This window comes from Mucilaginibacter sp. OK098 (genome assembly GCF_900142915.1).
Classification (GTDB): Bacteria; Bacteroidota; Bacteroidia; order Sphingobacteriales; family Sphingobacteriaceae; genus Mucilaginibacter.
In genome coordinates this window covers 33,314-52,544 of the sequence record NZ_FRCM01000015.1, presented here as the reverse complement: position 1 = coordinate 52,544, position 19,231 = coordinate 33,314, and the positions used below count along the sequence as shown (strand labels likewise).

Annotated in this window: 18 protein-coding genes; 7 read left to right on the top strand and 11 right to left on the bottom strand. The window is 41.5% G+C overall.

What is annotated here, in order from left to right; genetic code table 11:
• Positions 1–40: 40 nt before the first annotated feature.
• Positions 41–232 carry a DUF2252 family protein gene (locus BUE31_RS31520; RefSeq protein WP_073407621.1) on the bottom strand — a complete coding sequence of 64 codons (192 nt, stop codon included), beginning with the start codon at positions 230–232 and terminating at the stop codon, positions 41–43.
• Positions 233–434: 202 nt separating this feature from the next.
• On the opposite strand from BUE31_RS31520, the gene BUE31_RS30015 reads away from it, so the two are divergent.
• On the top strand, positions 435–1,205 hold the full coding sequence (locus BUE31_RS30015; protein WP_234997937.1) for an SDR family NAD(P)-dependent oxidoreductase: 771 nt from the start codon (positions 435–437) through the stop codon (positions 1,203–1,205).
• A 192-nt stretch (positions 1,206–1,397) separates the two neighbouring features.
• Here the strand turns inward: BUE31_RS30015 and BUE31_RS30010 are convergent, their stop codons facing one another.
• Positions 1,398–3,596: an alpha-galactosidase gene (locus tag BUE31_RS30010; RefSeq protein WP_073407620.1), complete on the bottom strand. Its 2,199-nt coding sequence runs from the start codon at positions 3,594–3,596 to the stop codon at positions 1,398–1,400.
• Between the two features lie 192 nt (positions 3,597–3,788).
• Entirely contained in the window at positions 3,789–5,057 is a 1,269-nt protein-coding gene (locus tag BUE31_RS30005; RefSeq protein WP_073407619.1) for a metal-dependent hydrolase family protein, read from the bottom strand.
• A 91-nt stretch (positions 5,058–5,148) separates the two neighbouring features.
• Here BUE31_RS30005 and BUE31_RS30000 point away from each other — a divergent pair, with 91 nt between their 5' ends.
• The 3 genes from BUE31_RS30000 (at position 5,149) to BUE31_RS29990 (ending at position 7,422) form a co-directional block, all read left to right on the top strand.
• On the top strand, positions 5,149–5,718 hold the full coding sequence (locus BUE31_RS30000) for an RNA polymerase sigma factor (RefSeq protein ID WP_073407618.1): 570 nt from the start codon (positions 5,149–5,151) through the stop codon (positions 5,716–5,718).
• Positions 5,708–6,460 carry a hypothetical protein gene (locus tag BUE31_RS29995; protein WP_143167307.1) on the top strand — a complete coding sequence of 251 codons (753 nt, stop codon included), beginning with the start codon at positions 5,708–5,710 and terminating at the stop codon, positions 6,458–6,460. Before BUE31_RS30000 ends, BUE31_RS29995 begins: the two co-directional genes overlap by 11 nt.
• A 146-nt stretch (positions 6,461–6,606) precedes the next feature.
• Positions 6,607–7,422 carry an outer membrane beta-barrel protein gene (locus BUE31_RS29990; protein WP_073407616.1) on the top strand — a complete coding sequence of 272 codons (816 nt, stop codon included), beginning with the start codon at positions 6,607–6,609 and terminating at the stop codon, positions 7,420–7,422.
• 165 nt (positions 7,423–7,587) lie between these two features.
• Here the strand turns inward: BUE31_RS29990 and BUE31_RS29985 are convergent, their stop codons facing one another.
• The 4 genes from BUE31_RS29985 to BUE31_RS29970 all read right to left on the bottom strand — a co-directional run bounded on the left by BUE31_RS29985 (position 7,588) and on the right by BUE31_RS29970 (position 12,196).
• Complete coding sequence (locus BUE31_RS29985) at positions 7,588–8,679, bottom strand: DUF6588 family protein (protein ID WP_143167306.1); 1,092 nt, start codon at positions 8,677–8,679, stop codon at positions 7,588–7,590.
• 37 nt (positions 8,680–8,716) lie between these two features.
• Positions 8,717–9,415, bottom strand: coding sequence for a hypothetical protein (locus BUE31_RS29980; RefSeq protein WP_073407614.1), 699 nt, complete (start codon positions 9,413–9,415; stop codon positions 8,717–8,719).
• A gap of 119 nt (positions 9,416–9,534) precedes the next feature.
• On the bottom strand, positions 9,535–10,155 hold the full coding sequence (locus BUE31_RS29975) for a response regulator transcription factor (protein ID WP_073407613.1): 621 nt from the start codon (positions 10,153–10,155) through the stop codon (positions 9,535–9,537).
• 70 nt (positions 10,156–10,225) lie between these two features.
• Positions 10,226–12,196, bottom strand: a complete 1,971-nt coding sequence (locus BUE31_RS29970; RefSeq protein ID WP_073407612.1) for a tetratricopeptide repeat-containing sensor histidine kinase — start codon at positions 12,194–12,196, stop codon at positions 10,226–10,228.
• A 143-nt stretch (positions 12,197–12,339) separates the two neighbouring features.
• On the opposite strand from BUE31_RS29970, the gene BUE31_RS29965 reads away from it, so the two are divergent.
• Complete coding sequence (locus tag BUE31_RS29965; protein ID WP_073407611.1) at positions 12,340–13,338, top strand: ABC transporter ATP-binding protein; 999 nt, start codon at positions 12,340–12,342, stop codon at positions 13,336–13,338.
• A gap of 256 nt (positions 13,339–13,594) precedes the next feature.
• On the opposite strand, the gene BUE31_RS29960 is transcribed toward BUE31_RS29965, so the two are convergent.
• A complete protein-coding gene (locus tag BUE31_RS29960) occupies positions 13,595–15,322 on the bottom strand; it encodes a thiamine pyrophosphate-dependent enzyme (protein WP_073407610.1) in 1,728 nt (575 codons plus the stop codon).
• A 78-nt stretch (positions 15,323–15,400) separates the two neighbouring features.
• Here BUE31_RS29960 and BUE31_RS29955 point away from each other — a divergent pair, with 78 nt between their 5' ends.
• Positions 15,401–15,718: a hypothetical protein gene (locus BUE31_RS29955; RefSeq protein ID WP_073407609.1), complete on the top strand. Its 318-nt coding sequence runs from the start codon at positions 15,401–15,403 to the stop codon at positions 15,716–15,718.
• 37 nt (positions 15,719–15,755) lie between these two features.
• Here the strand turns inward: BUE31_RS29955 and ispG are convergent, their stop codons facing one another.
• Positions 15,756–17,855 (bottom strand): (E)-4-hydroxy-3-methylbut-2-enyl-diphosphate synthase, encoded by a 2,100-nt coding sequence (gene ispG, locus BUE31_RS29950; RefSeq protein WP_073407608.1) that lies wholly within the window; start codon positions 17,853–17,855, stop codon positions 15,756–15,758.
• A 104-nt stretch (positions 17,856–17,959) separates the two neighbouring features.
• Between ispG and BUE31_RS29945 the strand changes: the two genes are divergently transcribed.
• On the top strand, positions 17,960–18,175 hold the full coding sequence (locus BUE31_RS29945) for a hypothetical protein (RefSeq protein ID WP_143167305.1): 216 nt from the start codon (positions 17,960–17,962) through the stop codon (positions 18,173–18,175).
• On the opposite strand, the gene BUE31_RS29940 is transcribed toward BUE31_RS29945, so the two are convergent.
• Positions 18,168–18,455 (bottom strand): DUF2683 family protein, encoded by a 288-nt coding sequence (locus BUE31_RS29940; protein ID WP_073407606.1) that lies wholly within the window; start codon positions 18,453–18,455, stop codon positions 18,168–18,170. The two genes, BUE31_RS29945 and BUE31_RS29940, sit on opposite strands and share 8 nt — an antisense overlap.
• A gap of 68 nt (positions 18,456–18,523) precedes the next feature.
• The gene (locus BUE31_RS29935; protein WP_073407605.1) at positions 18,524–19,192 is read right to left on the bottom strand and encodes a hypothetical protein; all 669 of its coding nucleotides are present in this window, start codon (positions 19,190–19,192) and stop codon (positions 18,524–18,526) included.
• Positions 19,193–19,231: the final 39 nt, after the last annotated feature.

Here is a 19,231-nt window from a genome sequence, read left to right as displayed (position 1 = left end):
AATATCTAAAGCATCGAAAACAATAAAAATGCTGGTCACCTCAGATCCAGGTTATTGGCAATGCAGGGAACTTTTTACCGGCAGATAGGTCTTCATAAAATAAATGACAGGTGCCCCGGTAATAACGAAATACATTTTCGGCCATTTCATCATACTTCAGCATATCTATTTCAGGTAGCAGATGATCATTAAATAATTTTAATAGTTCGAAAAGTTTGGCTGTTGCAGACAAACTCTAATCAAAATCTAATCCAGCATTAATATTTGCATAATATGAATAATATAATTTCGAAAAATCATATTATTGTATTTTAAAAGGTTTGGTATTGTTATAAGATGCGTAATTGGCATATTCTTTTAAAGAAGTGCGATATAGGTATTATTTATCAGGGCGTTGGTGGCTAAATATTTAATAAAACTAAATATTAACATACATGTTAACCAACCAAAAATACGCCCTTATTACCAGTGCAACCAATGGCATTGGCTTTGAGCTGGCAAAGTTATTTGCACGCCGTAATTATAACCTGGTTATTGTAGCAAGCAGCCAGGAAGAGCTGGATAATACTGCCGTAATGCTCGAACTCTTTGGTGTAGATATTATAAAAATAGTAAAAGACCTTTCTAAAGTGGACGAGGTGTTTTTGCTTTGCGAAGAAATAAGAACAGCCGGTATTTCAATAGATGTATTGGTTAATGATGCAGGCCAGGGTGTTTATAGCGAATTTGAAGATACAGGCATTCAACAGGAGCTTGACATTATTAATCTTAATATTTGTGCTACTGTTATTTTAACCAAACACTTTGTGAAAGATATGCTAACCCGTGGTGAAGGAAAAATACTCAATCTTGCTTCGGTTACAGATACGCTTCACTATCCATGGCAGGCGGTTTCTCAGGCAAGCGTGTCTTTTGTGCTATCATATACAACACTTGTTCGCGAAGAATTAAAGCATACAGGCATTACGCTTACCACACTTATGTTGGACGTAGCAGGTACCGGTTTCTTTAATAGTGCAGGCATGAATAAAAACAAAGCTGTACAGAATAAAGAAGCTGTAGTTAACCTTGCCGATGTGGCTTTGGATGCTTATAATGCATTAATGGCCGGTGATGACAGCGTAAATACCTGGCTTCAAAAACAAAATACAGGTAAACATGAGCAACATGACGCCCTGCAGTGCAGTTGCCTACAGGCTTCATAAGCAGCAAGACCAATAGAAAGCCATTAATACCTTTTTTGAACCGTGAATTATAGTATTCAGAGGATATTTGATGAATTTTTTATAAGTAAGAAAATCTTATAAACGATGAAACCTTCCTGAACGTCTTGAAAAAATGAACAACTTGTGAAAAATCACATTTCAAAATCATCCGCACATTTGCTTATCCGCATATCAATTCTCCTTCACTGCAATCAGCACGCTTGCTCTGTGTTCACTCACATCCGGGTTGATCCCTATCGTCATTAAAAACTTGCCGGTATAGGTTGCTTCGGTTATGGTTGATCTTGTGCCAGGAAATACATTCACTTCGCTTATGGTATATGTTTTATCCGGGTTTAATCCTTTTAAGCGGAGAGGCTCGTGTGTGCCTGCCTGATACCTGTTGTTTACCAGGTAGTTAAACATAATAGCCGTTGTTTTTGCAGGGTCTACGTACATTATAGATGCCACATCATTTTCGCGCGGATCCTGTAAACGGTATTGGTCGCCGTGCCAGATCTCTTCACTAAATTGCTTATACGTATTAACTGCTCCCTGGCAAAATGCAAGCTCGGCCGGTTTTAGTTTGCCTATCACAATATCAAAACCCAGCTTACCCATCATAGCAACATCAACCCTGAACTTTATAGGCTGTTTGCCCCAGTCGGTAACATGGTTTGAGCTGGCTATTGCCGGATAAAAGTACGAGTACTCCCACTGTATAAAGATCCTTTCAATAGGCTCGGTATTATCACTTGGCCAGTACTCGGTAAAGTATTTAAGGGCGCCGTAATCAACCCTGCCGCCACCGCCGGAGCATAACATCAGCGGTACCTTTGGGTACTTGGCCCTTATCCTGTCAAGCACTTTATACAATCCCAGCACGTAATCGGTATAAAAGTTCGACTGATTTTTTTCGTAAGCCGAGTAAGCGTTAAAAATAATCGAGTTGCAATCCCATTTAATATAAGCCAGGTCGGGGTTTTTAACAAAAAGGTTATCCACCACACCGAACACAAAATCCTGAACTTTAGGATTGGAGAGGTCAAGCACCAGTTGGTTGCGCATATAAATTTCGGGGCGCTGCGGCTGTTTTACCACCCAATCCGGATGCTTCTCATACAGCTCGCTTTTAGGGTTTACCATTTCCGGCTCAATCCAAATGCCAAATTTTACATCATTAGCTTTAGCTTCTTTTGTTAAAAAGGCAATATCATTAGGCAGTTTGGCTTTGTTAGTCTGCCAGTCGCCAAGGCCTGCATGATCGCCGTTGCGCGGGTATTTATTACCAAACCAGCCATCATCCAGCAAAAATAAATCTACACCCAGTTTTTTGGTATCTTTTAAAAGTCCGGCGAGCTTATCCTCGTTAAAATCAAAATAGGTTGATTCCCAATTGTTCAGCAAGGTTAACCGTGAGCCATTACCATCAACAATTTTATATTTACGCGCCCAGGTTTGCAGGTTGCGGCTGGCCTCGCCTTTGCCTTTATTGGTAAGGGTATAAACAAACTTTGGCGTCGCAAATTCCACACCGGCTTTAAGATTGTAATCAGCAGCAAAGTTATTTATTCCGGCTATCAAACGCAGGTTATTGGCAGGGTCAACTTCAAGGTCTATCCGAAAATTGCCGCTCCACTCCAGGTTCCCGTACATCACCTCGCCCTCATCTTCGGTAGCAGGCTTATTTAACGATACCATAAATACAGGCGGCTGAAAAAGATCGGCCCTTGAGCCAAGCTTTGAGTCGAGGGTTTTCAGGCCATGGTTAAGCTGCTCTTCTTCAGGGCGCATTTCCTTTGCCCAATCACCATGGTAATGTTTAAGCCAGTAGCTGTTGGCGTGGATGCAAAGGTTTGCCGATGCATATTTGTTGAGCACTACATCCTTTTTTTCATGATGCTTTATAACGCTCCACTGCTCAGTCACATCCTCGTTATAATAGGTTTGATAATTAAGCGTAACCTCAAAATCATAAACAGAATCTTTAAGGCTGATGCTTAGCAAGCTTACATCATCATTAATTTTTGTAACCGTATGATTAACATATTTTAGCTCTAATGATTTATTGCCATCGGCATGGGTTACTGCAATAGCAGGCTCCATAAGATTGCGGGTGCCGGCTGTTGTATACGCATTATTATAGGTACCAATGGTGCCTCCAAATTGGTATAGTTTAGCAAGAGCGGCGTATTCGTTTTTATCAGATAGCTTGCTGCCGAAATAAACCATGTTCAGCAGCTTGTCGGGCGTTACCTGCAATACCAGCGCATTCTCTTTTGTTTCGATAGGGATAATTACATCCTGCGCCTTTGTAAATGAAACATTGCACAATACATAAAGCGCAATAATTGCCCCTGTTAACAAACCTTTGGAGTTTATTTTATTCATGATGGTATTTTATTTTGATCGGTTTATAATGCAGCTAAGATTCAAGAAGTCAGGAATCAAGAGTCAGGATAAAAAACAAAAGGATTAATACATCACTTTTAAATCTCTGGCCTGATTAGTTTTCTTCGCCAGGAGATGTAAAACTTCTTATTTTCTTGATTCCTGACTCCTGATCTCTTGGCTCTCTTTCTCCTAATATATCACGCCGTCTTTCATCACCAGCTTTACCTGCTTTACTGATTTAATATCATCAGCAGGGTTGCCTTCAACGGCTATAATATCCGCAATATAACCAGTTTTTATATTACCAAGGTCTTTTAATTGAAAAACTGTCGCATTTACATTTGTAGCCGATCGTAATACATCAATTGGCTTCATTCCGTAGTCTGCCATCAGGATCATTTCACGGGCATTATCGCCATGCGGGAACACACCGACATCACCTCCCATACAAATGGTTACACCGGCTTGCAATGCCTCGGTAAACGAGATGTGCTTTTGCTTAACACTTTCCGGATCGGGGTCATTGCCTTTTTCCCAGCCCACATAAGTTGCTATCGCTTCGGTAGCGGCCAGCGTTGGGCAAAGGGCTATTCCCTTTTCTTTCATCAGCTTAAATAATTCCGGGGTACCGTTATCGCCATGCTCAATAGTGGTTACTCCGGCGGCTATAGCTCTCCGCATCCCCTCCGCTGTGCCAGAGTGTACGGCAACTATGCGGCCGCTGCTTTTGGCAACTTCTACCGCTGTTTTTAACTCTGCTTCGGTAAAGGTAGGCTCAGCTGTGCCATTAGGCCCCCAGCGGTAATCAACATAAATTTTAACCACATCAGCACCATAGCCTATTTGCGAGCGCACTGCATGGGTAATGCCATCAATCCCATCAGCTTCTTCGGCACCCTTAATTATGCTGGCTTCGGCAACCGTACTTTTGGGACCGTAGCTACCCGTAGCAACAATAGCACGCGTAGCAACCAGCATCCGCGGACCAGGAATAACACCTTTTATAATGGCTGCTTTTAGTCCCACGTCATCGTACCCTGCCCCCTCAGTGCCCAGGTCGCGAACGGTGGTAAAGCCTGCCATCAGGGTTGCTTTAGCATGTACCACTGCACGGGCCGTGCGCTCGGCACGGCTTTCGGTTAATACCTGGTTGTTCCAGATGGTTTCGCTATACGGGTGCAGAAATAAATGCGAATGTCCTTCAATCATACCGGGCATTAAGGTTTCCCCTTTTAAGTCTATGATCTTTGCCGATGACGGGGTAGTTATGGTATTTGGCTCACCTACAGCTTCAATACGGTTTCCTTTTACCAGCACCCACCAGCCGGCATGCATTTGTTGTCCGTCAAAAACACGGTCGGGTTTTAAAAGTGTGTAAGTATCATTCGGGTTTTGCTGCGCGGCAGAGCAGGTAAATAACACCCAAATAAAAATTAAGGTCAGGTTAAATGTTTTCATGTATTTATAAGTAGATAGAATAGCAAGTTATTAAAATTATTTTTAATCCCATGCAACCATTTCGCTCTCCTTTTCATCTTACCTTTAAATGATGTTTTTGGAGCATAAATATACTATCGACGAGCTGATTAAAAGATGCAAAGCCAACGAGCGAAAGGCCCAGGAATTGCTGTACAAACAATTTGCTTCAAAAATGATGGGCGTGTGCTTACGCTATGCTACCGACCGTATGGAAGCCGAAGACATGCTGCAGAATGGCTTCATTAAGGTTTTTCAAAAGATTGACGACTACCGGGGCGATGGCTCGTTTGAAGGATGGATCCGCCGGATAATGGTGCACAGCTCAATTGAACACTATCGCAAGTACCACAAAATGGTGCAGCTGGTTGATATTGAGGATGCTTCAGGACATACATCAGTTGATGCGCTTGCCATGTCAAAGCTGGCAGCTAGTGAACTGATGGCGTTGATCCAGCAGCTGGCGCCGGGTTACCGCATCGTATTTAACTTATTTGCCATTGAAGGCTATTCGCACAAGGAAATTGCCGAGATGACAGGAATAAGCGAGGGCGCATCAAAATCACAACTGTCGAGGGCGCGGTCGGTATTAAAAGAACAGGTAATAAAAATGGAAGGTAAAAGATATGGATATGCAGGATAAAGAATTTGATCGGTTATTTAGCGCAAAGCTGGATAATTTTGAAGCAGAGCCTACAAGCCAGGTTTGGGATGGCATTGTTGAAGGCCTTGATGGCAAACGCCGTTACAAAATGTTTGTGCCATATTTAAGCATTGCTGCTAACATTATTGTTTTAGCGGCAGCAGGGATCCTGTTGATCCCGCAAAAAACCGCCGTCACTACTAAATCTCCTGTTAAAACCGGGATTGTTAAAACAACACAACCAGCAATTGTTATCGCGGCTGTACAACAACCTGCAGTTGTAAACAGCACAGCTGGTGTTAAACATAGTAACCCGGTTGATAATACAGGTGACAATCATTCTGCCCCGATAGTAGTTGAATCTCAAAGCCCTGAAACACAGCAGCAGGAGCAGCCCTTATTAGCTGCAGCACAACAAAAGCAGGACGTAATTAACCCTGTTCTGCCTGATAATAATACACCATTGGTTACCAAACCAGTTATTGATGATGCACCTGCATTTATAACTAAGTCTGCATTAACTGCAAGCATCCAGCCGACCAGTAACAAGCAGGACGATGCGGCTTCAGTAAAACCCAAACGTAAAGCACACGGCATTGGAGGTTTGCTAAATGCAGTTATAGCTACAGTTGATAAAAGGAAAGAGAAATTAATTGAGTTTACCGACTCGGACGATGATGAAACCAATGTGATGTCGATTAACCTCAGAGCACTGAAATCTAAAAGAGAGAGCAGTAAATAAGGCGAGAATCAAGAATGTAAGAGTCAGGAATCAAGGGTAAAAACCAGGGTTCAGGAACTAAAAAATAGAATTTATAAAAATATCCGATAATCTTTGAATCCTGATTCCTGATCTCTTGAATCATGGTTCTCAATAACACATAAAATATGAAACTATTAATTTTTACCGCAATATTAAGCATAACATTATATGGTGCTTTTGCACAGAATACCCACGCAGACAGCAGCAAAACCAAGTCTGATTCAACAAAAGAGAAGGGCTTTAAACTTACAGTAGGCTATGGCGACGAAGCCGAACACCGCTGGCCAAAAGATACTACCTATCACAGCAAGGCCTATCCAAAGTTTTCTTTCGGCCTTACTTTTTCACGGTTCGACCTCGGTTTGGCTACCCTGGTTGATAATGGCAGCTTTACCCTATCGCCCCAAAATCAATTTTTACGCTACCGGTCATGGAAAACCAGTAACGTAGGCTTCGACCTGGTGCAAATGGGTGTAAGGTTTAACCCTAACTTTAAGATCTACCTTTCAGGCGGGTTCGACTGGACACTGATCCGGCTGCGTGATGACATTACCATCCTGCCCAATCAGCCGGTATTAACTTACCGCCAGGATAATATCGACTACAGTAAAAACCGCTTTTCATCAACCTATTTGCGCATCCCGCTTTCGTTTGATTTCCGTACCAACGAAAACTCAGAAGGTAAAAGAGCGCATTTTGTGATCGGCCCTGATGGCGGCTTTCTTTTAGGTGGCAGGGTTAAACAAATCAGCAAGGAAAACGGCAAACAAAAAATTGATGATGATTACCACTTTACTCATTTCCGTTATGGCGGCTTTGTACGCTTTGGTTACGGCGATATGGGCATCTTCGCCAAATATTATTTTAACGATATGTTTGAGAACAGCCCCGAACAAAAGGGCCTTAAAAACTTCTCATTTGGTTTCACACTAGGGTTTTAAATTAGATAGAGTTGTTAGGGCTATAATTGTTAAAGGTTAAAGTTGTCAGGAAAATCATTATCCCTTTCAAACTTTGCGATGCTTTAACTTTTTACAACCCTATTAAACAACTCCTCCCTAACTATTTTCCATAATATTATACAAGCCCGGGCAACACCAACCGATTTAAAAGCCAAAACCAATGCCTCCGTTAACAGATTGGTATTGTGCAGCGCTGTATGAGGCATAGATCCGGAAAAATCCAAGGGTTAGCTGAAACCCAATATCGGCACGGATGCCGTTTATGCTGGTTTCGTTAATATGTACGGGATCAGTAACAGTTGAATAGACCCCTGCAGATGTGGTAACCGGATAGTTACCAAGTATGCCCAAACTTGTATTGGAGTTTTGGTAAGCAACAGACAGGAACGGTGTAAAGAAAAGTAATTTTTTAGAGACAATGGCCTGTACGCTCGTTCCGCTAAAATGGCCATGAACACGTTGATTTGAAAAATCCGATTCACTTCCGGGTGCAGGTAGGGTGTTATTATCAGGCTGCACATTAAGCGGGGCATTATAGTTAATGCGGTTGTAATTTACTGCTATTGCGAGGTCAAAAGGGATTAATTTCGCCCCTGCTTTCCCGGCAAAATCCTGTATAATATCATGTTTAATGCCAAAGCCGATCATCCCAATAGAGCCTGAATTGTTACCAATATTAATGGTAGGCGTAGTACGTATAGTTAAATCGGTATTTCTTAATATTCCTATCGTAAGCTGAATGTTTGGCGCAGGGATATACTTTATTACCCCATTTGGCATATTAAAAGTTCCTATTGTGTTTCCGCCGTTATCTTTGATATCCATTAATGGCGTTGCTGCATTTTTACTACCCCCAAAGGTTGGTGCAATATTGGTTGATGATGATGGGTCAACCTGTAAATGGTTAGATAACCCTATCTTAGTTACATCAAAACTTTGGTCGCTGGTGGGTACCTGGGCAATATTAGCGGTGATCCGTAAGTCAAAATGTAAAAATTTCTTAGTTTTAGCAGTATTGTTCCATCCGCTGTTTACGCCTGTTCCCAAACCTTTGAACAAAGGTTCTGCAAAGTTTTTAAAAAGCAGCGTGGCATCAGCCGGGTTAGATTTAATTAATTGATCAAAACCACTACCGTTCCCATTGCCATTCCCGTTTCCGTTCCCATTTTGGGCGTTTGCCTTTACTGTCATAAAAATAAGGACAACAACGGCTGATAAGATGTAAAGCTTTTTCATGATTGGTTGGTTTTACTACTGGCTGTTTATTATCCTATCAGGATTTAAAAGACTTTACCAAATCCCCGGTACACCTTGTTATAAATTCTTCTAAAGCATTTACGGTTACGGTTTCTTTTAACTCCAGTGCTTTAGTATGTTTATTATAGGTCCAGTCGGTTAACGGGCAACCATTAGGGCATGGGGTATAATTATATTTATAGTTGCCGGCAACTTCATTCTTCCGTACCATTATCAGCCTGAACTCAACTGCCGCTCCTGGTTTTTTATAGTTTATGGGAGTTATGTTTGAGCTTTCTGCAGCATTACCGTTATTTACCAGTGTTATTTTATTGGTTGAATATAAAATATCAGTATTGATGCTTATCACCTCCAAAATCAGGTCAGTATCGGTTTCCTCTCCTAATTTCGAATAATCAGCCGATTTTGATTTATCCATGATCTCGTTAAACAACCCGCGATCACGAACATTAAAGCCTTCCTTCAAAAGTTCCTTTTCTATTGCATTATAAAGCACATTATTGTTTTGATTAATTATTGTATTGCTGGTGGCCTTATCATTTGTATTTGGAACGCGCAGCACAATTTTAGGGCTGTTATTATTTTTTAAATATTCTTTTAAATTATTGTTGGCATAAACATCGTCAGGCAGTTTTTGATACTTGATCAAACTGGTGTATGAACCGCAGCCGGTTATCATTAAAAAAATAGCGGGTAATAAATAAAGATTTTTCATGACCATTAATTTAGGGTTGGTTTTTTGCAATAGCTTACTATATAAAGGTATGCCATAAAAAAACCGCTATAAAGTACCCAAAGGGGTACCACCCTAAACTGGCGCCGGGAGGAACATGATTACTTGAATTTCCATTTCATTACGGCTTCAACCTTATTTTGCACGTGCATTTTAAGGTAGATATTTTTAATATGCTTTTTAATAGCATGTACCGTAACATCCAGGTTGCCGGCAATCTCCTTCACCAACTTTCCTTCAGCCATCAGGTCAAGCACCTGTTTTTCGCGGGTGGTAAAAATTTGGTGCCCATCCTTAATTAAAGATGGTTGAAAATGACTGATTATTTTACGTGCAATACCGGGGCTCATGGGCGAACCGCCGTTATGGATCTCTTTAATCGAGTTGAAAATTGTTTCGGGCGGGGCGCTTTTAAGCAAATAACCTGTTGCCCCTGCGTTTAAAGCTTCAAATATTTTCTCATCCTCTTCAAACACGGTCAATATCATAAACTGGATACTGGGGCATTCTATTTTTAATTTACGAATGCACTCAATGCCGTTCATGCCAGGCAATTGAATATCAGTTAAAATAACATCAGGTAAAATTTCGGGCACTTTCAATATGGCGCTTTCGGCATCTTTCCAGATCCCGGCAAGCTGTACCTCGTCAGACAATCTGAGCAGAGATGCCACAGCCGCACTGTAATTTTCGGTGTCTTCAATAAGTCCCACTGATATCATTGCATCAAAAATTATGTGAACAGAAAAGTACGGATAGCTATGTTATAATACAACTACCTGTTTGTGTACCCTATAAGTTAAGCTCAATACTAATTAAAGTGCCCCCATCATTCAAAAATTGAAATTTACCATCAATTTTATCCATCCGGCGCTGTATGTTTTTAAGCCCGTTACCAAAAAGCTTACCATCAGAATTACAAGGAAAACCGGTCCCGTTATCTTTAATGCTGATTATAAGTTTATCGGGGTCCAATTGTACTTTCAGTTCAACCCAATCGGCATTTGCATGCTTTATAACATTGTTAAGCGTTTCTTTTATACTCAAATAAACATTACGCCTAATCACTCCTTTAAGCGCAACCGCTGGTATTACTGAAGGAAAAACAATGCTGGTGCGATAAGGCATTGGCTCAAATAATTGTGCAAAATATTGTCTTATAAATATCAGCAAACTTTCAAGGCTATCATTATCAGGGTTTAATGACCATACTATTTCTTTCATTTGCGCCACAAGCTCGTCACCAAGCGAGGCAACTCTTTCAATATCCGGGTATTCAAGTTTGCCGCTGAGTTTTGATTTAAGCAGGTTTACATAAATAAGCATGGTTGAGAGGCCTGTACCTATGTCATCGTGCATATCGCCGCTAATGCGTTGCCGTTCATTTTGTACGGCTAATTGCTTTTCCTGGGCCTGTTTTTGTTTTTTGTGGGTGTTGTCGATATATAAAATGAGGTATGAAATAACCGCAAGCAATGTAAAAAAGCCTACAACAATATTGAGGAAAAGGCTTTTGTTTTCAGATTCCGTTTCTTTTAACTTTTGTCGCTGGTTCAACAATGCTATCTCCCTATCTTTTCTATCGCTTTCAAAACTACTCCTCACCTGCTCAATAGCGCGGCTTACCTTTTCGCTGATCATTGAATCCTTAAGGGCCACATACAATTCCTGGTAATGGTAGGCATTATCATATCTTTTTTGCAGCACAAATATTTTTGAAAGTCCACTATAAGCCTCAAGGATATCCTCCCGGTGCCTGATGGCTTTTGAAAGCGATAGCCCATTGTTTAAAAACTGCATGGCATGTGTATAATCTTTTAATGCCATATATACTTCGCCGGTAGTAATATAATAGCTGGCAAGATCATATGGATTACCTGTACTGGCGCCATTTTCATTAATATAACTAAACCCCTTTAAGGCATATTGTAACGAGAGCTGATAATGGCCCTGTAACTTATAGGCATTACTTATTTTAAATAAAGTATAAATAACCCTGTCACTTTTATGTACGCGGTTATTTTTGTTGGGCGTTTGGCCACTATTAATTTTTTTATAGAGACCTAAAGCGGTAAAATGGTAATGAAGGGCGGCTTTGTAATCATTTTCAAGTAAATAAGCATCGGCCATACAGTTATAGGAATCAGCCAGGATCGCGGGACTACCTATTTGCATAGCCAGCTTTAAATATTGACCGTAATATTTTATGGATTCGGCTGGTTTTTCTTGTTTCAGGTAAATAAAACCAAACTGATTATTATAATGGGCGAGCTTTTCTTTATCATTTTGCCGTTCAGCAAAAACGAGGCCCTTTTGCGCAATAGCCATGGCACCGGGATAGTCGCCAAAATAATAATACATATTTAAAAGGCATCCGTAGGATAAATGTATATCAGTATATAATCGTTGTGTTTCTGAAATTTTAATAGCCTTTTTGTAATAGCTGATGGCTTCTGCATAATCTTTTTTTGTTACCTCATAAAAAGAACCAAGCTTAATGAGTGAAAGAACAAGGCCATGGGAGTATTTTAGTTTACCAGCCAGTAACCATGCTTTTTGGTCTATAATAAACGCAGTATCCGGAAAGTTTTCCCTGTTAAGCGTATCTGCAAGACTCATATAAAGCAAAACTTTATTGGTGTCGTCTTTGCATAATGCTATTTTCTTTTCAAGCAAGGCAATATTTTTTTTTACAGGTTGGGAAATTGCTGTAAAGCAAAGCAGTAAAAAGCACAAATAAAAAATGCATCCACGTGTACTCATGCAATAGGAATTGGCTGGTTGAATATAAGCAAAATCTAACTTCGCCGGGTAATTTAAAACAGGCGCTCAAAATAGCTTAAACAACTTTTTCAACTCTTGCAACAACTACAACCATTTCCAACTAAACAAGTATCTTTACCCCGATGGCAGATACCCCCTTTTTACAGGCAATTTCAGTAAGCAAGGTTTATCCCGGGGCACAAAGTTCGGGAGTTAAAAAGATCAGTTTAAAAATAGATCCGGGACAAATAACCGCTATAATTGGCGAAAGCGGGAGCGGGAAAAGCACTTTATTAAAGTTATTGTACGGTTTGCTCTCACCTGATAATGGTGAGGTGCTTTTTATGGGCGACAGGATTTGGGGGCCTGAAGAAAAGCTGATCCCCGGACATGATGCCATGAAAATGGTTACCCAGCAAACCGATGACCTAAACCTTTTTGCCAAAGTGTGGGATAATGTAGCAATTATGCTGCCCAGTACCGATCTGAAAGCCAGGCAGCAGAAAACCGAACAAATGCTTACCCAGTTAAAGATGAACCACCTTGCCGATAAAAAGATAGTAGAGCTAAGCGGCGGTGAAAAACAGCGGGTTGCCATAGCAAGGGCGCTGATAACCAGTCCGCAGGTGCTTTTGCTTGATGAACCTTTTAACCAGGTGGATACTTCCTTTCGCGAGGGATTACAGCAGGATATCAGGCGTATTGTTAAAGAAACCGGGTTAACGGTTATCATCGTATCGCATGACCCGGCCGAGGTGTTATCAATGGCCGATGAATTGATCGTATTGAAGGATGGTGAGATATTGGAGTCGGGCCACCCTAAAGCGCTTTATCAAAACCCAAAATACTTATATACGGCGCAGTTGCTTACCAATTGCACAGTATTAACCAGTGCCGAGGCCCGGATCTGCGGATTGAAAACAAAATCAGACCATGTAGTTATCTATCCCGAATGGATAGAAACCATTAAAACATGGACCCATAACGACTGGGAAGTAAAGCAAGTGCTATTCAAAGGCTGTTACGAAGACCTGATAATGGAAAACAAAGGCGTAACTATCCGCGTACTAAATGACCAATTCGGCAAATATGCTGAAGGAACCAAGATTAATTTGAAGCTGAATAAGTGGCTGGAGTATTAGGAGGATGTGCGGATTTTTGATGTGCAAATGTGCGGATGAAAAATTAAGGGAACGGTAAAAAACGTGGACACATCCAATCATTCGCATATCTGCATATTCGCACATCATTTTTCTCATTCGCACATCTGCATATCCGCACATTTGCACATCATTTTCTCATTCGCACATTTGCATATCTGCATATTTGCACATCATTTTTCTCATTCGCACATCTGCATATCCGCACATTTGCACATCATTTTTCTCATCTGCACATCTAAAACAAATGCTTATAATTAGCTTTAACGGTATCTAGAACTTCGTCCATGCGGCCGTTGAGGATTAGTTTAGTCATGGACAAGGCCATGCCTTTTACTTGTTCAAACTCAATTTTCGGGGGCATGGCAAGGGCATTAGGATCGGTCATAATATTAACCAGGGCCGGGCCTTTATACATAAAAGCTTCCTGTAATGCCTGTTTTACACCATCCGGATCGGTAACTGTAAACCCTTTAATACCCATGGCCTGTGCCACCAGTGCAAAATCGGGGTTATGCATATCGGTTTGCCAGTCGGGCAGGCCGGCAACTTCCATCTCCAGCTTTACCATCCCTAATGAGCGGTTATTAAATACAATGATCTTTATTGGTAATTTATATTGGGTGATGGTTGCCAGATCGCCAAGCATCATTGACAGGCCGCCATCGCCACAAAGGGCAATAACCTGCCTGCCGGGGCAAGCCAAAGCGGCACCAATGGCCTGCGGCATGGCATTAGCCATTGAACCATGATTAAACGAACCCAGCATTTTACGTTTGCCTGTAGCATGAATATACCGCGATCCCCATACACAGCACATACCGGTATCCACAGTAAATATGGCATCTGCGGTTGCCAGTTCATTAATAGTGCTTGCCACAAATTCAGGATGAATGAGGTCCTTCTTACCGGGATCATCAACATAGGTTTGCATTTTTTGCTTAACCTCTGCATAAATAGCCAGCTGCGCTTTTAAAAAGCTATCATCCTGCTTCTGCACTATCAAAGGTAATAAGGCTTTCAGCGTATCTTTTACCGATCCATGTAAACCAACGTCAACCTTTGCCCGGCGGCCAAGGCGTTCGGGTTTAAGATCTACCTGAACTATTTTGCAATCAGTCGGCATAAAAGGTGTGTACGGGAAATCGGTTCCCAGTAATATCAGCAGGTCACTTTCGTGCATACTGTGATAAGCCGCAGGTAAACCTAACAAGCCGGTCATCCCTATCTCGTTCGGGTTACCATACTGAATATCCATTTTAGCACGGAAAGAGTAGGCGACGGTGGCATTTATTTTTGCTGAAAGTTCAACAATCTCATCATGTGCATCTGCAGCACCTATTCCGCAAAATATGGTTATTTTATTATGCTGACCGATCAACCCTACAAACTGCTGCAGGTCATCCGCCGAAGGCGTAACCTCCGCTGCCGCTTTAAAAACCTGTGTAGCTGTGGTTATTTCTGCGGCATTCTGCTCTGTTAAATCACCGGGCAGGCCTATAACCGCAACACCTTTTTGGTGGATAGCTGTTTGAATAGCCGCCTGCAGCATTCGTGGCAGCTGTTTTGGCGTGGTTGCTATTTGGTTGTATAAGCTGCAATCGTCAAACAGCTTAATGGTATTGGTCTCCTGGAAATAATCGCTGCCAAACTCAAAGCTGGCTATGGTTGAGGCTATGGCAATTACCGGCGCACCTGACCGGTTTGCATCATACAAACCATTTATTAAATGCACATGCCCGGGGCCGCTGCTACCCGCACAACAAGCCAAACCATTTAACTGCGCTTCGGCGCCTGCGGCATAAGCACCTGCTTCTTCGTGCCGCACATGGATCCATTCAATGCTTCCTTCGCGCCTTACGGCATCATTCACATTATTTAAACTATCGCCGGTAACAGCGTAGATCCTTTTTATGCCTGCATTAACCAGCATTTCAACCAGCTGATCGGCCACATTTTTTGCCATAATAAAACTATTTAATAGCCAAACCAATTAAACACGCCAAGAGTTTTAAAAATTGTAAATTGCTTTAAAATATTATTTATGGGACGTATAGTTATAGTGGCTTATAAACCCAAACCGGGCAAAGCCGAAGCATTAAAGGAACTCACCAAAACTCACGTACCCCGCCTTAAAATGGAAGGGTTGGTAACAGATAGAGAACCTGTTATTATGGAAACCGCAGACGGTACAATTATAGAAGTTTTTGAATGGCTATCGGCAGAGGCTATTACCCAGGCCCACTCCAACCCGGCTGTCCACCAAATGTGGGCCGAATATGCAGCAGTTTGTGATTATGTACCGCTAAATAGTTTGGGCGAAGCAAGTAATATGTTTGCTGAGTTTGATGCCGTAGGTTAATTTTTATCCGCACATCAAAAATCCGCACATCCGCACATTATTCAACTTCCACCCAATTGCCGTCTTCTTTAATAATTCCTATCAGCTCATCAAGCGCATTAACCGAGCTGATGTTTTTCTTTACGGCCTCCTTGCCACGGTAAAGGGTAACCTTATCAGTGCCTGAGCCTACATAACCATAGTCAGCATCGGCCATTTCGCCAGGCCCATTTACTATGCAGCCCATAATGCCGATCTTTAAGCCTTTTAAATGGCTTGTACGGCTACGGATCATTTGTGTAGTGATCATTAGGTCGAACAAGGTACGGCCGCAGCTTGGGCACGAGATATATTCTGTTTTGGAGATGCGCGAACGGGTAGCCTGCAAAATGCCAAAAGCAGTTGATGTAATAACTTTTGTGTCAATCTCCGGTGCATCAATCCATACGCCATCACCAAAACCATCAACCAGTAAAGCGCCGAGGTCAGTAGCGGCGTATAGTTGAAGGAGTGTGGTATTATCACAAACACTATTCAAAGCCCCCTCTGAATCTCCTCCGCTGGTTAGCGGAGAGACTTTAACTTCGTCCGTTGGGGTTTGAAAAATCCCACTTTCGGACTCAAAAGAATAGCTTCTTTTTACTATAACAGGTACATCCAATCCTAACTCTTCCATCTTAAAGAAGAATGAGCGTTGGTCTGTCATCCCTGACAAAGAATCGGTTTCCAGCACAAACACTAACGACTTATCAAAAGGCAAAGCGCCAAACTCATCCGAATCAATATCGGCAGGTTTTAGTTTTACCAGGTTTAAGGCTGATAACCGGTCACCGGCCTCAATATATTCCTTTAAGGTAAATAAAGGATGGCACATAGTTTTGTCAACCAGCTTTTGCCATGTTTTGTAATTGTATAACTGTTTAAGGTTGCCGGGCAGGTTAAATGAGGGCAGCTCATCAGCAAAATATACAAAATCAACCGATTGCTCGGCCATGTTATATTTATCGAGCAATGCAGAATACAGGTAACCTGCATCACCTAATATTGCCGGATCTTTCAGGTTCTTTTTAGACAGATCAATAACAACCCTCGGTACCATATGCCCGCCAATAAAGGCATTAGCCTCATAGGTATGGCGACGTTTGTATTCGTAAGGCGAGAAGTGGGATGTGAGAGAAATTTGACCATGGACCATGGACGATGGACTATGGTCATTTTCACCTTTCGCCCTTAACCTTTTGCCTTTAACCCTATCTGTATATCTTTTCACCAGTGCAATAGCCACCGGCGCTTCGGCTTCTGGTTCTTCGGTTAGGGATACACGTACGGTATCACCCAGTCCATCTTCCAGCAGGGTACCGATACCAACTGCTGATTTTATCCGGCCATCCTCACCATCGCCTGCTTCGGTTACACCAAGGTGCAGCGGGTAGTTCATACCTTCGGCAACCATGGTTTCAACCAGCAGGCGGTAGGCCTGCACCATAACCTGCGGGTTGCTTGATTTCATGGAGATCACCAAATTATAATAGTTCAGCGTTTCGCAGATCCGCATAAACTCCATTGCCGATTCAACCATTCCCTGCGGGGTATCGCCATAACGGCTCATGATCCTGTCGCTTAGTGAACCGTGGTTGGTGCCTATCCGCATGGCAGTACCATATTCCTTACAGATGTTTACCAGCGGTGCAAATTTTTGATAGATGCGTTCCAGCTCGCCCTGGTATTCGGCATCGGTATAATCAATCTGGTCAAATTTCTTTTTATCGGCATAGTTGCCGGGGTTAACCCTTACTTTTTCAACTATCCGGGCAGCTACTTCGGCAGCATTGGGGGTAAAGTGGATATCGGCCACTAACGGCACATTATATCCCCGCAACCGCAGTTGTTTTTTTATTTCGGCAAGGTTTTTTGCTTCTTTAATACTGGGAGCGGTAATGCGTACGTATTCGCAGCCGGCATCAACCATCCTTATGCTTTGCTCAACCGTGCCAATAGTATCCATGGTATCGGTGGTAGTCATACTTTGGATGCGGATAGGATTATTGCCGCCCATAGGCACCTCGCCAATAAAAACCTCGCGGGTTACAAACCGCGAATATTCAGTGAGCGAATTACAATAACGGCCTTGCAGCAATTTAACAGCATCAGTATCCATATTGCAAAAATACGAATTTGTTGGTTTGTTGTAATGTTATTGAATTTCAGATTTGCGAAGTTTTAAAAACTTCGCAAATCTTACCTCGGCAATTATTAAATTTGATGATGGGCATTCAATTCATCATTAATGACGAGGGAGAAAAAACGGCAATAATAATCCCAATAAATGAGTATGAAAACCTGTTGCATCAAAGGCATTTAAACTTTGAAATAACTGATGAATATAAAACGATGATCGATAAGATGCTTCAACAGGAAGCTGATGGATCAGCGCGGTACGTAAGTTTAAGCAATATTAAAAGCTGTTTCTTTATTTGAGAAACTTTTGTTTAGCTTCTTTCAATTCAAGCACCCTACCATCTTCAATATCTTTAAACCCCTTTTCAATTTTCTCAACAAAAATATTCTTTATATCAAATTCTGAAACAACTCGGGTCTCTCCTCTTTTAACTTGTTCCCGGCTCATCTCAATTTTGGTGACAAATTCAGGATCATAAGCGGATCCACTTACTTCAAATGGGATTTTAAAAGCTTTCATTAAGCCTTTCAAGGCATTCAATTGTTGCTTATTTTCCGGATGAATGATTAATGTACTCATAATACGAAATACTAATTGGTAATATTCAAACTCACGAAGTTTTAAAAACTTCGTGAGTTTATGGACGGTTACAAACTTCTATCAATCATCTTTATAGCCTCATCATATTTTTTTATTAATGCAGGAGCGCGGTCAAAGGCCCAACCCCGGTAATTATCCCGCATAAGTATTAATGTTTCACGGATAAACTCCGGCCTCCTTGATTCATAATTTAAAAACACATCGCCCTCCTTGTCTTCAAGCTTATCAATCCGCGCCTGCTGGTCATAAATATCAGTTAGCTTTTCAACCAATTTGAATTCAAGTTTAGGCGTAATATTATGGCTTTGCGCTACCTGCCATGCTACCCGGCTCAGGTCGTGCAACAAGATTCCATCGGGAGCTATATAATTTAAATGGAATTCTCCGTTGGTCAGTACTTTCTTTTGCAAAACCTGGTCTTTTAAAACCGAATCAATACGCCTCAAAACACCTTGCTGATAAACATATTGTTCCTGCTCGGCCTGTTTATTTTTTATAAGCTCTTCTTTTATATTATTTAGTAGCTCTTTAGTCTGCGATTTCTCGTGCTGATCATTAATAAACTCGGTTAAAAACAGCGCCAGCAAAACGCTGAATACAATAAGCAGCGATTCGCCTAAGTATTCTTTCAAATCCCTTAACACATAAACATGCTGGGCAGCTTTGTGATCTGCCTTTATTGATTTGTGGCGATTGGGTTGGGCTTTTTCTTCCATGGTTCAATAATCTCCTCTAAAATAAAAAAAATGAATTAA

Bases quoted from the DNA above. Each gene is read 5' to 3' on its own strand.
- BUE31_RS30005 (WP_073407619.1), bottom strand. From the start codon at position 5,057: ATGAAAACATTTAACCTGACCTTAATTTTTATTTGGGTGTTATTTACC.
- BUE31_RS29980 (WP_073407614.1), bottom strand. From the start codon at position 9,415: ATGAAAAATCTTTATTTATTACCCGCTATTTTTTTAATGATAACCGGC.
- BUE31_RS30015 (WP_234997937.1), top strand. From the start codon at position 435: ATGTTAACCAACCAAAAATACGCCCTTATTACCAGTGCAACCAATGGC.
- BUE31_RS29955 (WP_073407609.1), top strand. From the start codon at position 15,401: ATGGGACGTATAGTTATAGTGGCTTATAAACCCAAACCGGGCAAAGCC.
- BUE31_RS29990 (WP_073407616.1), top strand. From the start codon at position 6,607: ATGAAACTATTAATTTTTACCGCAATATTAAGCATAACATTATATGGT.
- ispG (WP_073407608.1), bottom strand. From the start codon at position 17,855: ATGGATACTGATGCTGTTAAATTGCTGCAAGGCCGTTATTGTAATTCG.
- BUE31_RS30010 (WP_073407620.1), bottom strand. From the start codon at position 3,596: ATGAATAAAATAAACTCCAAAGGTTTGTTAACAGGGGCAATTATTGCG.
- BUE31_RS29995 (WP_143167307.1), top strand. From the start codon at position 5,708: ATGCAGGATAAAGAATTTGATCGGTTATTTAGCGCAAAGCTGGATAAT.
- BUE31_RS29960 (WP_073407610.1), bottom strand. From the start codon at position 15,322: ATGGCAAAAAATGTGGCCGATCAGCTGGTTGAAATGCTGGTTAATGCA.
- BUE31_RS29970 (WP_073407612.1), bottom strand. From the start codon at position 12,196: ATGAGTACACGTGGATGCATTTTTTATTTGTGCTTTTTACTGCTTTGC.
- BUE31_RS30000 (WP_073407618.1), top strand. From the start codon at position 5,149: ATGTTTTTGGAGCATAAATATACTATCGACGAGCTGATTAAAAGATGC.
- BUE31_RS29985 (WP_143167306.1), bottom strand. From the start codon at position 8,679: ATGAAAAAGCTTTACATCTTATCAGCCGTTGTTGTCCTTATTTTTATG.
- BUE31_RS29965 (WP_073407611.1), top strand. From the start codon at position 12,340: ATGGCAGATACCCCCTTTTTACAGGCAATTTCAGTAAGCAAGGTTTAT.
- BUE31_RS29935 (WP_073407605.1), bottom strand. From the start codon at position 19,192: ATGGAAGAAAAAGCCCAACCCAATCGCCACAAATCAATAAAGGCAGAT.
- BUE31_RS29975 (WP_073407613.1), bottom strand. From the start codon at position 10,155: ATGATATCAGTGGGACTTATTGAAGACACCGAAAATTACAGTGCGGCT.
- BUE31_RS29940 (WP_073407606.1), bottom strand. From the start codon at position 18,455: ATGAGTACATTAATCATTCATCCGGAAAATAAGCAACAATTGAATGCC.
- BUE31_RS29945 (WP_143167305.1), top strand. From the start codon at position 17,960: ATGATGGGCATTCAATTCATCATTAATGACGAGGGAGAAAAAACGGCA.